The following is a 14,294-nucleotide window of genomic DNA, read 5'->3' as shown; positions in this document are numbered from 1 at the left end:
CCGAACGGCCGCACGCTCACCGATGACGTGACCTCGGCGCGTCTGGCGATGGTGTCGGGGGGCAAGGTCACCTCGGACCACGTCCCGCCGCACACCGACCTGCTCCCCGCCTTCCCCCACCTCGGCCACCCCCACCCGGCGGCCCCGGCCGGGTAGCGCGGGGCCGGCCCGGTGCGGCGGTCAGGCGGCCGACGAGGTCCCGAGGAGGACGTCCCCGGCGCGTACGTCGACGCCGTCCGGGCCGGTGGGCGCCCCGGCGCCGGCGCCGGCGAGGAGGAGACGGGCGCCGTGCGGCGGCTCCAGTTCGTCGACCGTGAGCGTGGGGTTCCGCCGGATCTCCACCAGGGCGAGTTCGACCGCGTTCCCCCGCCGGTCGGTGCAGTGGAACCGCGTGCCGAGGCGCGTGTGCGCCAGGCAGCGCACGACGAGGGCGAGGTGGTCGGCGTCCACCGGGTCCACGTCGATGACCTGGACCTGCGGCGGCCGGTGCGCCCGGCCGCCGGTGAGCGCGCTCATCCCGCGCTCACCGGCTTCGCCAGAACGAGCTCGCGCCGGACGCCGTCCGGCAGGAGGTCGCCCTCCTCGCCGGTCCTGGTGAAGCCGGCGCGCTCGTACAGGGCGATCGCCCGCTCGTTGTCGGGCATCACGGCGAGCTTCAGGGCGGCGCACCCCCGTGTCGCCGCCCAGAGCTCGATCTCGCCGATCAGCCGCTCGCCGACTCCCCGGCCGCGTGCCGCCGGGCCGACCCACATCGAGATCAGCTCGGTGCTCGCCCGGTCCGGCTTGCCCTCCGCGTCCTCGCCCGGGACGCCGCTCGCCATCCCGGCGGGCTCGCCGTCGACGAACGCCACCAGATCGACGGCGCCGGGGATCTCCAGGCGTGAGCGCCAGCGCTCCTCCCGGTCGCCCTCGCCCTGCCAGTCGGCCAGGGTGGAGCCGAAGGCGTAGGGCGCTTCGCCCAGGGCGGCGAGGCGCAGTCCGCGCCAGAGCCGCCAGTCGTCGGAGGTCAGTGCACGCAGTTCGATCATGTCGGCGACTCTGCCGTGCCCGCAGCCGTTGCCGCAATCGGTTTTGAGGATGCCCCGTCACCCCGCCAGGGGCGGGTTCAGGCGGGCGAAGGCCTCCTGGCGGCGGTACGGGAAGTAGGGGTACGGGGCGGTGCGGCCGCTGGTCGCGTCCAGGCGGGCGATCTGCTCGACCGTCAGCTCCCAGCCGACGGCGCCGAGGTTCTGCCGCAGCTGCTCCTCGTTGCGGGCCCCGATGATGACCGAGGAGACGGTCGGGCGGCGCAGCAGCCAGTTGATCGCCACCTGGGGGACGGTGCGGCCGGTCTCCTTCGCGACGGAGTCGAGCGCGTCGACGACGTCGTGGAGCAGCTCGTCCTCCACCGGCGGGCCGTAGTCGGCGGTGTCGTGCAGGCGGCTGCCGGCCGGGATCGGGGTGCCCCGGCGGATCTTCCCGGTGAGCCGGCCCCAGCCGAGCGGGCTCCACACCAGGGCGCCGACGCCCTGGTCGTGGCCGAGCGGCATCAGCTCCCACTCGTAGTCGCGACCGACCAGCGAGTAGTAGACCTGGTGGGCGGCGTAGCGGGGGCGGCCGTGCGCGTCGGCGGCGGCGAGCGACTTCATCAGCTGCCAGCCGGAGAAGTTGGAGACGCCGGTGTAGCGGATCTTCCCGGCGCGGACCAGGTCGTCCAGGGTGGCGAGCACCTCCTCGACCGGGGTGGCGGCGTCGAAGGCGTGCAGCTGGAAGAGGTCGAGGTAGTCGGTGCCGAGGCGGCGCAGGGCGGCGTCGACGGAGGTGATCAGGCGGGCGCGCGAGGTGCCGGCGTCGTTGGGGCCGTCGCCGGTGGGCAGGCCGGCCTTGGTGGAGATCAGCACCTGGTCGCGACGGCCCTTGACCGCCTGGCCGAGCACCTCCTCCGAGGCGCCGTCCGAGTAGACGTCGGCGGTGTCGAACAGGGTGACGCCGGCGTCGATCGCGATGTCGAGCAGGCGGCGGGCCTCCTGGACGTCGGTGGTGCCCCAGGCGCCGAACAGCGGGCCGCTGCCGCCGAAGGTGCCGGTGCCGAGCGAGAGTGCGGGGACCTTGAGGCCGGACGCTCCGAGCTGGCGGTACTCCATGACTGTGCTCCCTCCCCGTCCCGGTGGGCGGCTGCACTGCACGCCCTCCGTTAACGGGACTCTTGTTCCGTTAAGATGTCCTGACCCTAGCACCGTGTCCGCCGCTAACGGAACAGGAATCCCGTTAATGACTCCGGAGAACGCCACTCCCGACGCCCCCGCCCCCGGCACCGCCCCCGACGCCCCCGCCCCCGGCACCGCCCCCGACGCCCAGCGCCCCGGCGGTCGCACCGCCCGCGTCCGGGCCGCCGTCCTGCGGGCCGCCGAGGACGCCCTCGTCGAGGTCGGCTTCGCCGGACTCGACCTCGGCGACCTCGCCCGCCGGGCCGAGGTCGGCCGGACCACGGTCTACCGCCGCTGGGGCTCCACCGGCGCGCTGATGGCCGACCTGCTCGCGGACATGGCCGAGCAGTCCCTGCCCCGCGCGCGCACCGGCTCGCTCCGCGACGACCTCCGCGCCAACGCCCGGCTCGTCGCGCGCACCCTCGCCGACCCGCGCCAGGGCGCGCTGTTCCGCGCCGTCCTGGTGGCGGCGACCTGTGACGAGGCGGCGGCCGAGGCCCTGCACCGCTTCTACCTGGTCCGGGTCGCCGAGTGGGCGCCGTGCGTGGCCGACGCGGTCGAGCGCGGCGAACTGCCGCCCGACACCGACCCGTTCGAGGTGGTCCGGGCCGTCTCCGCCCCGCTCTACTACCGGATGCTGACCACCGGCGACCCGCTGGACGAGGCCGCCGCCGACCGCGCCGCCGACGCCGCCGAGGCCGCCGCCCGCGCGGGCGCCTACCGCCGGGCGTAGCGCCCGTCGGCCGCCCCGCGCCCCTCCGGAGGGGCGGTACCCGGGCGGTCCGACCCGCGCGAGGCGGTGACCGACCGCGCCCGTAGGCTGACGTGCAGGTCAGGAGCAAGGAGCGGGGCTGTGCGGATAGAGCGTCACCAGGTGGGCGAGGCGTTGCTTTCGACGACACGTGAGGACTTCACCAACCGGATCGGAGGTGAGGTCCGCTCCATGTCGCGGGCCGGCCGGATGGCCTCCCGGGAATGGACGTACCTCGCGGACGAGTTCGTCGAGTACCTGGGCGCCCTCTCGGCCGAGCGGCCCGCCCTGGACACCCCGGAGGCCAGGGCCGTCCTGAAGGACGCCACCGAGTCCGCCGCCGGAGCCGTCGCGTTCGCCGCGTACTTCCCGCACGTCGACTTCCAGGTCTTCCTCGACTACGTGAACTTCGGGATCAGCTACGAACCCGGCGAGGACGACGACGGTGCGAGCGGGGTCGCCCCGTACGAGTGGCTCGACGCGTTCTGCCTCGCGATCCTCTCGGACCGGGCCCACCACCACGGGGAGGCGTTCTGCTTCGCCCGGCAGAAGTTCGACGCGGGCTCGGCCGGTGACCCCGTCGTCGAGCTCGCCACCGGGCTCCTGGCCCAGGCCATCGGCGTCCTGGACGACGAGGACGCGTCCTACCCGCCGAGCCTGCAGGAGCGGCTCGCCGCCGTCGACGCGGCGCTGGAACGCGTCCGCGGGCGCGGGGAGGCGAGCGGCGAGGACCTGCTCGACCGGCCGCACGCCGTCGGCCTGGTCACGCTGCGCGCCCTGGTCGCCGGGGACCGGGCGGCGTTCGACGCCGGGTTGACCGGGCTGCTGCTCCGGCAGAGCCGGACGAACCCCGTCCACGCCCGGCCGGGCAGCCTCCTCCCGCTGGTACCGCTCGCCCTGGCCGCGCTCGCGTACCGGGGTCCGGGCTGGTGGCCGGCGGTCGACACCGACTACCTCCCGCGCACCCTGGTCACCGGGTTCGAGACGCCCGGCCCGCGGGTCGGGCCCTTCGGCCGGGACCGCCGCCCGGACGCGGTCGCCGCCCTGGCCGCCGGGCCGGTGCGGGTCGAGCGGCCGGGGGAGCCGCAGGCCGTCCACCCGGACGGCGCGGCGTTCCTCGCCCGGGAGGCCGAGGAGGCGTTCACCCCGGTCGACGGGAAGCCGCTCGCCGTCTGGCGGCTGGCGAGCGTGGCCCGCTACGAGGAGATGTTCTTCAAGGCCCGCGCCTCGCAGGCCGACGACGTCGGGGAAGGCGAGATCGCCCGGCTGCGCCGGGCCTCCCGCATGGCGGCGACGGTGTTCCGGACCGCCCTCGCCGCGCCGGGCACCGAGGTGGAGGTGGCGATCGACGGCCGGACGCTGCGCTACCCCGCCACCCTGGACAGGGACGAGGCGGGTCCCTGGGGCTGGTGCAAGGCCGTCTCCCTCGCCCTGGTCTCCGGCGCGCGCGAGGATCTCGCCCCGCTGGTCCACGCCGGTCCCGCCGTCGCACTCCGGGACGGTGCGCCCCGGTCGGCGTTCGCCTCCTACCCGGAGGCCCTGCACGACTACCTCCGGGGCGAGGACCCCGTACCGGCGACGGAACGGGCCCTGGCGGAGGTCGAGCAGGGGAAGGACTGGGGCTTCTTCCCGCCGCCCGTCGTCCTATTCTCGCAGCTGGTCGAGGGGGACGAGGAGAGCTTCAACCTGGCCCTGGTGGACGCCCTGGAGGTGCACCGCGACTACTACCGGGTCGCGGATCGCGCGGACAGCAGCGACTCGGCGGTCGACCTCGCCGTCCTGGGTCTGGCGTGCCACGCCCGCCGCCGGGGCTGGCGGATCCGGGTCGACTCCCCGTACCTCCCGAAGCGGCTGCTCGCGACGGCCGAGCCCTTCCGGCCCGCCTGATCCGCTTCCGGCCCCCTTCCCCCTTCCCCTTTCTCCTTCCCGTTCCCGTTCCCGGCCCACTGCCGGGCCGGGAACGGGAGCGGCGGCGGGACCCGCCTACGCCGGGGCCGGGCGGCTGTCCGGCCGTCCGTCGGGGGCGGCCGTCCACTCGGCGATGAAGGTGCGGGCCTGGTCCGGGGTGAGCGGGTGGGCGAAGAGGTAGCCCTGGCCGAGCGGGCAGCCCATCCCGGCGAGGAGGTCGCGCTGCTCGGGGTTCTCGATGCCCTCGGCGATGACCTGCACGTCGAGGGTGTCGGCGATCCGGGTGATGCCCTCGACCAGCGCGTACTGCTGCGGGGAGTGGCCGAGGCCGTCGATGAAGGACTTGTCGATCTTGAGGATGGAGATCGGGAACTCCCGCAGGTACGACAGGGACGAGTACCCGGTGCCGAAGTCGTCGATGGCGATGCCGACGCCCAGGTCCGCCAGGGTCCGCATGTCGGTGTGGACGCGCCCGTCCCGGCGCATCAGCACGGATTCGGTGAGCTCCAGCACCAGCGACTCGGCCGGGATGCCGGAGGCCCGGACGGCGCCGCGCACCACGTCGACGAAGCCGGCGTCGCGGAACTGCCGGGCGGAGACGTTGACGTTGACCCGCAGCGGCGGCCGGCCCGCGGCGGCGCGCACGGCGGTGCTCTGCCGGTGCCAGACGGCGGCCTCCTGGGCGGCGCGTTCCAGGACCCAGGCTCCGAGCGGCACGATCTGGCCGCTCTCCTCGGCGAGGGCGATGAACTCGTCGGGCAGGACCATGCCGCGCCGGTCGTGCGGCCACCGCACGAGCGCCTCGAAGGCGACGAGGTCGCCGGTCGCCAGGTCGACGATCGGCTGGTAGTACAGCCGGAACGCGGACTCGGCGATCGCGGTGTCCAGGTTCTCGTTCAGCTCGTGCCGCTCCACCATCCCGGCCTGCAACGCGGGCTGGTACGGGCACCACTGCCGCTTGCCGGCCGCCTTCGCCGAGTACAGCGCCAGGTCGGCGTGGCTGAGCAGCTCGGTGGTGTCCACGCTGTCCTCCGTCGTCGCCACGCCGATACTGGCCGTCACCCGGACCGCGCCCGCGCTCAGCTTGAACGGCTCCGAGAAGGCGGCCAGCACGGTGTCCGCGATCCCGCCCACGTCGGCTGTCCGCACCGCGTCCTCGACCAGCACCGCGAACTCGTCGCCGCCCAGCCGGGCCGCCGTGTCGGAGGTGCGCAGCGCGGTGGAGACCCGCAGCGAGACGGCGACCAGCAGCTCGTCACCGACCGCGTGGCCCTGGGTGTCGTTGACCATCTTGAAGTCGTCCAGGTCGATGAAGAGCACGCCGGTGACGGCGCCGCTGCGTTCGCCGCGGGAGAGCGCGTGGCCGACCCGGTCCAGGAAGAGGACGCGGTTGGCCAGGCCGGTGAGCGAGTCGTGGAAGGCGCGGTGGGTGAGTTCGCGCTCCATCTGCCGCTGGTCGGTGACGTCGCGCAGGGTGAGCACCAGGCCGCCGACGGTCGGGTCGTCGCGCAGGTCGTTGCAGCGGACCTCGGCCTCGATCAGGGTGCGGTCGGAGCGCAGCAGACGCCAGTGCTCACGCTGCGTGTCGCCGCCGGACCGGCTGCCGGCGCCGTCCGGGCCGCGCATCCGGGCCAGCGCGCCGCCGACGGCCCGGCTGTCCTCGGGCGGGACGAGCTCGGTGATCAGGGTGCCGTTGAGGTCGGGATAGCCGAGGACCCGCTCGGCGGAGGAGGACGAGGCGTAGCGGACGGAGTCGTCGGCGTTGAGGATCAGGATGACGTCGCTGGCGCTCTGCACCAGCGTGCGGAAGTAGGCCTCGCTGTTGCGGCGGGTGATCTCCTGGCTCAGCGTGACGCGCTCGACGGCGAGGGCGGCCTGGGCGGCCAGGATCTCCAGCGAACCCCACAGGCTGGTCAGTTCCTGCTCGGTGCCGGTGACGATGAGCGCGCCGATCAGCGGGTCCCCGGAGGGGCGCTCGGCGAGGGTGAGCGGGCAGAGCAGGGCGTTGGGCATGCCGTCGAGGCGGCCGGAGAGGCCGGCGCCGACGGCCTCGACGGGCAGCAGTCTGGTCTCCCGGTAGGCGGCCAGGGCGAGCACCTCGTCGGAGTCGCCGCCCCGGATCGGGTGGTGGCCGGAGCCGCGTTGGGCGTGCCGGACGTGCAGCATGCCGCCCTCGGTGACGGCGAGCAGCGCGACGTGACCGTCCTCCGTGGGCATCAGGGTCGAGGCGGCGGCCTGGACGGCGTCGGCGACCTCCTCGACGGTGACCGCCGCGGTGAGCGAGGATCCGGCCTCGCGCAGGGCGCGTTCCCGCGCGACGGCCTGCCTGCGGGCGCGGACCACGACGGCCAGCCGGGCCAGCACGAGCAGGTAGAGGACGGCGGAGAAGGCGCCGATCACCCCGGCGTTGCTGGTGTTTCCGAGGACCGACTCGACGATCAGGATGGTCGGCGCGATCAGGGAGGCGAGGGTGAGCAGGGCGAGCCGGCCGGGGCTGAGGTCGGGCTGCTGGCTGGGGATGGGTCTGGTCAGTTCGACCATGGACGGGTGGAGCGCGGCCGCGCCCCAGGCGGTGTAGAAGGCCGCCCAGCCGAGGTCGACGGGGGTGCCGATGTGCCACTCGCCGTGCAGCAGGATCAGGCCGTAGGCGACGTCGGCGGCCAACAGGCCGACGGTGCCGATGGCGAGCAGCTGGAGCGAGCGGCTGAACCCGCCGCGCGGCACCACCAGCCGCAGCAGCAGCGCGAGGACGACCACGTCGCCGAGCGGGTAGGCGATGGCGACGGCCTTCTGGAACCAGCCGAGGTCCGGGTTCCGGGTGTACGGCAGGATCAGGTAGATCCAGGCGAGCAGGGCCAGGCCCATGGTGAGGATGAGCGCGTCCAGCAGGCTGGCCCGGTCCTGATGTGCCGTACGCCAGCGGATGAAGCCCAGGACGCCGGCCGCGTAGAGCAGGTACTCGGCGAGGTAGAAGCCGTCGGCGACGGAGGGGAACGGGCTGCCGAGGTGCAGGAACTGCATCTGGATGACCTGGACGACCTCGCCCGCCGTGAAGCTGAGGTTGGCGAGTGCCAGCAGGTACCAGAACAGCGCGTGGGACGGGCGGTTGAGACGGACGCCGACCACGATGGCGGCGACGCCGCCCAGGCCGATGCCCGTCCACCAGATGATCCGCTGCGAGGGGTTGGTGTAGTAGATGGCCGTGAACAGCACCATCCAGACCAGGTAACAGGCCATCAGGCGTTGTCGCCGACGAGTCAACGAGGCTACCTCCTCCACGACATCACCCCGCCTGTCGGGCGGGCGAGTTCGGGCGAGGACGGGGCGGTCGGGCCGCCCGTGAGCGGTTCACCCGTGGTGACGGGCGGAGGGTCCGGCGGGTCTCGGGGCCTTTCGGGCAGGGGCTCACGAGCGTCCGAGCGGCGTTCGGTCGGACGTTTGAAATGAGCCGTGAGTGCGTATAGTCGGAAATGTCGCACCTCCCAGCATTCTGCCGCCACAGCATGAGGTCAAGCCGGTGGATGATGCAGCAGACAGCGCGCGGGGCGCGCGTTCGGAGGCGAACTCCGGGCGTCACGCCGTGCTCTGCAATCAAGACGGTCAGTATACGATCTGGCCCGGTGACTTCACGGTACCCAGTGGATGGCGCACCGTGTTCGGGCCCGCGCGGCGCGACGAGTGCCGCGACTACGTGGACCGCGAGTGGCACCCGGACGGGCTCGGCCCGGTCGGCCACGGCGCGGCCCACACCGGACCCGACGGCGCGGGACCGGCCCACGCCGGGTCGGAGTGCGCGGATCCGGACGGGCCGGCCGCGGCCCGCACGCCGGGCCGCGCCGGATCCACCGGAACCGTGCACGGCATGTTCCGGGCCCGTGCCGCGCACGCCCCCGACGCCCTCGCCGTCCTCACCGACGACGGCGACGCGCTCACCTACCGTGAGCTCGACCGCCGCAGTGACCGGCTGGCCGCCGCCCTGCGCGCCCGGGGCGTACGGGCGGAGCGGGTCGTCCCGGTCTGCCTGGAACGCGGCGCGGACCTGGTGACGGCCTGGCTCGGCGTCCTCAAGGCCGGCGGCGCCTTCCTGCCGCTGGACCCGGTCCACCCCGAGCAGCGGCTGACCCGGCTGGTCGAGGACTGCGGGGCGGACGTGGTCGTCGCGGAGGAGGGGCGGACCTTCCCCGGGGTGCAGGTGCTCGGTGCCGACGCCACCGCACCGGCGGGCGCCGTCGCACCGGCCGGCGCCGCGTCCGGCGACCCGGCCCCGCCCGAGGACCCGGCCCCGCCCGAGGACCTGGCCGCGCCCGAGGACTTGGCCGCGCCCGGGGACCTCGCCTACCTGATCTACACCTCCGGTACCACCGGAACCCCCAAGGGCGTCCCGGTCACCCACCGTTCCCTGGTCTTCACCCTGGACCGGGTCGTCCGCGCCTACGGACTCACCTCCCGGGACCGCGTGCTGCAGCTCGCCGCCCTGGGCTTCGACACCTCGCTGGAACAGGTCTTCGCCGCCCTCGCCGCGGGCTCCACCCTCGTCCTCGGCGGCGCCCGCACCTGGGCGCCCACCGAACTCGTCCACCGGATGGGCGAACTGGGCCTCACCGTCGCCGACCTCACCCCCGCGTACTGGCACCACGTGGTCGCGCTGCTCCCCGAGGGCGGGCCCGCCCCCGACGGGCTGCGGCTGATCGTCGTCGGCGGCGACACCGTGCACGCCGACGACTGCCGGACCTGCCTGGACCGGCTGCCCGGGGTCCGGCTGGTCAACGCCTACGGCGTGACCGAGGCGGCCGTCACCTCCACCCTCTGTGAGATCACGCCCGAGGTGCTGGCCGCCGGCACCCACGGGTCCGTCCTCCACCCGCCGGGAGCCGGCCATCCCTCCCCGGACGGCCATCCCTCCGCGGACGGTCACCCCTCCGCGGACGGTCAGTCTTCCCCGGACGGCCACCCCGCCCCGGACCGGCACCGCGCCGGCGACCGGCGCTCCGCCTCGGACCGGCACCCCGGCGGCATCGACGCGCCCGTGCCGGTCGGCAGACCGCTGCCCGGTGTGCGGGTGCACGTCCTGGACGCCCGGCTCAGCCCGGTCCGGCCCGGCGAGAAGGGCCAGATCTACCTCGGCGGTCCCGGTCTCGCCCGCGGCTACTGGAAGTCGCCCGCGCTCACCGCCGAGGCCTTCCTGCCCGACCCCTACGCGGCCGCCCCCGGCGACCGGATGTACCGGACCGGTGACGCGGGCCGCTGGCGGGCCGACGGCCTGCTGGAGATCCTCGGCCGCTTCGACGACCAGGTGAAGGTCCGCGGCTACCGCGTCGACCCCGCCGAGATCGAGTCCGTCCTCGCCTCCCACCCGGACGTCCGACAGGCCCGGGTCGCCGCCGACGACGGCGACGACGGCGCCCACGTCCTCACCGCCTACTACACGCTCGGCGACCGGGGCGCGTCCGGCGCCCGGGCCCGGCGCCGGGAGATCCGCGCCTTCCTGGCCGCACGGCTCCCCGACTTCATGGTCCCCGCCGAGTTCGTCCTGCTCGACTCCATGCCCCTCACCCCGGCGGGCAAGATCGACCGGCGCCGACTGCCGCACACCCGGCCGCAGTTGCAGCGCCGGGACGGCGAGGGGGCGGACGGCGCCGCGGACGGCCTGCGCGCCTCCGCCGGGAACGGCAGCGGCCCCGGCGCGGGCGGTGCGAGCGGCGGCAGCGGCGGTGGTGACAGCAGCGGCGGCAACGGGAGCAGCGGGACCGGTACCGGCGACGCCGTCGACGTCGGCGTCGGCCACCTCTGGTCCGAACTCCTCGACGTCGAACAGGTCGGCCCCGACGACGACTTCTTCGACCTCGGCGGCAACTCCCTGCTCGCCATGGAGATGATCGCCCGGGCCCGGATCATGTTCGGCATCGACGTCACCCGGATCCGCGGGCTCACCCGCTCGCTGCTCCGGGACGCCACCCTGCGCGCCTTCGCCGCGGCCACCCGGGCCGCCCGCGCGGGCGAGGACGCCCCCGGCAACGGGCCCGCTCCCGGCCGCGCCGCCGTCGACTGGACCGCCGAGGCCCGGCTCAGCACCCCCGTCCGGCAGTCCTGGCACCCCGCGCCCTCCCGCGCCGAACCCACCGAGATCCTGCTCACCGGCGCCACCGGCTTCTGCGGCGCCCACCTGCTCGACACGCTGCTGCACACCACCGCGGCCCGCATCCACTGCCTCGTCCGGGCCCCGGACGAGGAACACGCGCTGGAACGCATCCGCGCGGCCCAGCAGCGGTTCCTCCGGCACGACCTGGCCGACCGCCGGGTGGTCCCGCTGGTCGGCGACCTCGCCGAGCCGCTGCTCGGTCTGACCCAGCACCGGTTCGAGGAGCTGGCGGACAGCCTCGACGCCATCCACCACCTCGGCGGCCAGGTCAACTTCATCTACCCGTACCAGCAGCTGCGCGGCCCCAACGTCGGCGGCACCCGCGAGGTGGTCCGGCTCGCCGGGCACTCGCGCGGCATACCCGTGCACTACCTCTCCACCCTCGCGGTGCTCGCCGGGTTCGGCGCGGCCGGCGTCCGCGAGGTGACCGAACGGACTCCGCTCGCCCACCCCGAGAAGCTCGCCGTCGGCTACGTGGAGAGCAAGTGGGTGGCCGAGCAGCTGCTGCACAACGCGGCGGCGGCCGGGCTGCCGGTCACGGTGATGCGCACCAACGACGTCACCGGGGACCTCGCCGGGGGCGTGATGAACACCGGCACCGAGCTCTGCGCGCTGATCAAGTACATTGCGGAGAGCGGGAGTTACCCGGACGTCCGGCTGCCGCTCGACTTCGTCCCCGCCGACCGGTTCAGCCGCGCCGTCGCCCACATCGTCGCCCACGCCCCCGCCAACGGCGAGGTCTACCACATCACGTCACCGCGGCCCGCGGGCCTCGCCGACCTCGCCGACCGGCTCCGCGCGCGCGGCTACCCGGTGGACGAGGTGCCCTACGGCGAGTGGGTCCAGGGGCTGATCCGGTTCGCCGCCGGCCACCCCACCCACCCGGTGACCCCGTTCGTGCCGCTCTTCGTCGACCGCGCGCCGGGCACCGAACTGTCCATCAGCGAGATGTACTTCCGCCCGACGTTCCCGCTCTTCGACCGGGCCAACACCGACCACGCCCTCGCCGGCAGCGGCATCCAACTGCCCGCCGTGGACGGCGAACTGCTGGACCTCTACCTGACGCAGCTGACCGCCGAGGGCTTCCTCGTCCCGCCGCTGGGAGCGATGAGGTGACGGCGCCGGACGGCGGGCGGGCGACCGAACCCCCCTCGGCGGCGGGCCTGTTCGACGCCGTGGACGTCGCGCGGGCGCCCGCCGACGGGCCTGCGGCGTTCGGCGGCACGCTGGAGCCGGACGTGCTGCTGGCGGCGTACCGGCGCGGGCTGTTCCCGCTGCCCGCCGCCGACGACTACGCGAGCGCCTTCAACGAGGCCCGGTACGAGGACGCGGTGGCGGCGGGGGACGTCGTCCTGCTGCCGGGACCGGACCACCGGGACCCGTACGCGCTCGGCTGGTGGTCGCCCGACCCGCGCCCGGTGATCGCCCCGGAGCAGGTCCGCGTCGGGCGCAAGCTCTCCCGGCTGCTCCGCAACCGCCTCGGCTGGTGGACCAGCGCCGACCGGGCCTTCGAGGAGGTCCTCGCCGCCTGTGCGGAGGGGCGCGAACCCCCGTGGCTCACCGCCGGGTTGCAGGAGGCGTTGGTCCGGCTGCACCGGCTCGGTGCGGCCCACAGCGCCGAGGTCTGGGAGGGGGAGGAGCTGGTCGGCGGCGTCTTCGGCATCGTCACCGGTTCCGTGCTGAGCCTCGACTCGATGTTCCACCGCCGCCCCGACGCCGCGCGCGTCGCCGTCGCCGACCTCGCCACCCGCTTCGCCGACGCCGGCGGCCGGCTGCTCGACGCGCAGTGGGACTCCCCGCACGTCCGCACCCTCGGGGCCGCACCGGCCCCCCGCGCCCACTACCTCGCCGAACTCGCCCACCCGGCGCGGACGGAGCCCCTCGACACCGCGGCCCACCCGGCGGCCCGGCTGACCCCCCGGCGGCCCCGCCACGGCGGCGGCCACCGCGCCGGACCGGCCCGGTCCGCAGGCCCTGCCGGGTCCGCGGGGTCCGCGGGGTCCTCGGGGTCCTCTCCTCGTTGACGGCGGGCATCGGCGGGCCTCCGGGGTGCCACGCGTCCAGGAAGGCCGGTTGGCGGCCCGGATCGACCGGCTCGACCTGCGCGCCGACCCGGTCCAGCCGGTGATAGACGAACGGACGCCCGTACGGGCAGCCTCGCCACCCGCGCCGGCACGCCGGCCGACGCCCGACTCGCCCATCCGCACCGCCACCTGCTCACGGAGTCGCAGGCTGGACGTGACGCCGCCCCGGGCGGCCGCCGCGTTCTGCGGCCGCCCGGGACGCCGGTGGGGCTGCCGGCAGGGCTTCCGGGAGGGCGGCCCCGTCGTGCCGCCGCCCCGCGGTGCCGCCGGTTTCGACACCGCCGCGGTCGGGAACGGAAGCGACCATGCTGTCTGTCGTGGTGGCCCCCTGGGGCGGTGACCCGGTGTTCGCCCGGGCCGGGGACGCGCCGCACGACGCGGCGAGCACGATGAAGGTGGCCGTCCTGGCCGCGCTCCACCGCAGCGGGGTGGACCTGGACGCCCGCGTCCCGGTCGTGAACGCCTTCGCCTCGGCCGCCGGCGGCGAGTTCGGCAACGATCCGGACTGGGACAGCGATCCCGTCCCCTGGAGCCTGCTCGGCCGGACGGCGCCGCTCTGGCTGCTCGCCGAGCGGATGATCACCCACTCCTCGAACCTCGCCACCAACCTCTGTCTCGCCCGGACCGGCCACGCCGCCGTCGCCGGGGCCTGGCGGCGCGCGGGCGCGACGCACAGCTCCAGCCCGCGCGGCATCGAGGACCACCGGGCGCGCGACGCGGGCCTGCACAACCGGGTGACCGCCCGCGACCTGGTCCGCCTCCTCCAGTCCCTCGACGGCGAACCGGAGTTGCTGGCCCTGCTCGAACGCAACGCGTTCCGGGTCGACCTCGCGGCCGGGCTGCCGCCGGGCACCCGGGTGGCGTTCAAGAACGGCTGGTTCCCCGGGGTGCGGCACAGCGTCGGCCTCGTCCACCCGGACGACTGCCCGCCGTACCTGCTGGCCGTCTGCTACACCGGTCCGCTGGCCTCCGGGGCGGACGAGGCGGAGGCGGACCCGGCGGCCCGGCTGGTGGCCCGGATCTCGGCCGAGGTCTGGCGGCGCCGGCACGCCGTCACCCGGACGCCGACCGGCCCGGCCCCGGCGGCCCGCCCGGGACCGCCGTCGCGTTGACCCACGGCGTGGGGGGCGGGGCGCCGGGGGGCGGGGCGGGGAGGCCCGGGGCGGGCGGGGGGGGTCGCAGGCGGCGGCGGGGGGGTGCGCGGGTCGGGGGGGGGGCAGGCAGCC

At 75.2% G+C, this 14,294-nt stretch carries 9 protein-coding genes; 5 read left to right on the top strand and 4 right to left on the bottom strand.

The window, feature by feature from the left end:
* Positions 1-180 precede the first annotated feature (180 nt).
* From ABZY91_RS10885 to ABZY91_RS10875, 3 genes are read right to left on the bottom strand one after another with little or no spacing between them, the layout of a single operon-like run.
* Positions 181-516, bottom strand: coding sequence for a hypothetical protein (locus ABZY91_RS10885; protein WP_355401496.1), 336 nt, complete (start codon positions 514-516; stop codon positions 181-183).
* A complete protein-coding gene (locus tag ABZY91_RS10880; protein WP_355401494.1) occupies positions 513-1,028 on the bottom strand; it encodes a GNAT family N-acetyltransferase in 516 nt (171 codons plus the stop codon). The genes ABZY91_RS10885 and ABZY91_RS10880 overlap by 4 nt, the downstream gene beginning before the upstream one ends.
* A 57-nt stretch (positions 1,029-1,085) precedes the next feature.
* A complete protein-coding gene (locus tag ABZY91_RS10875) occupies positions 1,086-2,123 on the bottom strand; it encodes an aldo/keto reductase (protein ID WP_355401492.1) in 1,038 nt (345 codons plus the stop codon).
* 127 nt (positions 2,124-2,250) lie between these two features.
* Between ABZY91_RS10875 and ABZY91_RS10870 the strand changes: the two genes are divergently transcribed.
* A complete protein-coding gene (locus ABZY91_RS10870; RefSeq protein ID WP_355401490.1) occupies positions 2,251-2,919 on the top strand; it encodes a TetR/AcrR family transcriptional regulator in 669 nt (222 codons plus the stop codon).
* Between the two features lie 120 nt (positions 2,920-3,039).
* Positions 3,040-4,824, top strand: a complete 1,785-nt coding sequence (locus ABZY91_RS10865) for an Imm49 family immunity protein (RefSeq protein WP_355401488.1) — start codon at positions 3,040-3,042, stop codon at positions 4,822-4,824.
* A gap of 96 nt (positions 4,825-4,920) precedes the next feature.
* Here ABZY91_RS10865 and ABZY91_RS10860 read toward each other — a convergent pair whose 3' ends face one another.
* Positions 4,921-8,106 (bottom strand): EAL domain-containing protein, encoded by a 3,186-nt coding sequence (locus ABZY91_RS10860; protein ID WP_355401486.1) that lies wholly within the window; start codon positions 8,104-8,106, stop codon positions 4,921-4,923.
* Between the two features lie 193 nt (positions 8,107-8,299).
* Here ABZY91_RS10860 and ABZY91_RS10855 point away from each other — a divergent pair, with 193 nt between their 5' ends.
* The 3 genes from ABZY91_RS10855 (at position 8,300) to ABZY91_RS10845 (ending at position 14,180) form a co-directional block, all read left to right on the top strand.
* Positions 8,300-12,100, top strand: a complete 3,801-nt coding sequence (locus ABZY91_RS10855) for a thioester reductase domain-containing protein (protein ID WP_355401484.1) — start codon at positions 8,300-8,302, stop codon at positions 12,098-12,100.
* Positions 12,097-13,008, top strand: a complete 912-nt coding sequence (locus ABZY91_RS10850; protein WP_355401482.1) for a leucyl/phenylalanyl-tRNA--protein transferase — start codon at positions 12,097-12,099, stop codon at positions 13,006-13,008. Before ABZY91_RS10855 ends, ABZY91_RS10850 begins: the two co-directional genes overlap by 4 nt.
* Positions 13,009-13,373: 365 nt before the next feature.
* Positions 13,374-14,180, top strand: coding sequence for a serine hydrolase (locus ABZY91_RS10845; protein WP_355401480.1), 807 nt, complete (start codon positions 13,374-13,376; stop codon positions 14,178-14,180).
* Positions 14,181-14,294 lie beyond the last annotated feature (114 nt).

It is taken from the genome of Kitasatospora sp. NPDC002965 (assembly GCF_040611255.1).
GTDB lineage: Bacteria > Actinomycetota > Actinomycetes > Streptomycetales > Streptomycetaceae > Kitasatospora.
Note: the sequence above shows the minus strand (reverse complement) of the source record. Positions and strands in the feature narration are given on the sequence as shown.

What these genes read in the sequence shown, in the direction of transcription:
- ABZY91_RS10885 (WP_355401496.1), bottom strand. Translation starts at nt 516, where the DNA reads ATGAGCGCGCTCACCGGCGGCCGGGCGCACCGGCCGCCGCAGGTCCAG.
- ABZY91_RS10870 (WP_355401490.1), top strand. Translation starts at nt 2,251, where the DNA reads ATGACTCCGGAGAACGCCACTCCCGACGCCCCCGCCCCCGGCACCGCC.
- ABZY91_RS10880 (WP_355401494.1), bottom strand. Translation starts at nt 1,028, where the DNA reads ATGATCGAACTGCGTGCACTGACCTCCGACGACTGGCGGCTCTGGCGC.
- ABZY91_RS10845 (WP_355401480.1), top strand. Translation starts at nt 13,374, where the DNA reads ATGCTGTCTGTCGTGGTGGCCCCCTGGGGCGGTGACCCGGTGTTCGCC.
- ABZY91_RS10875 (WP_355401492.1), bottom strand. Translation starts at nt 2,123, where the DNA reads ATGGAGTACCGCCAGCTCGGAGCGTCCGGCCTCAAGGTCCCCGCACTC.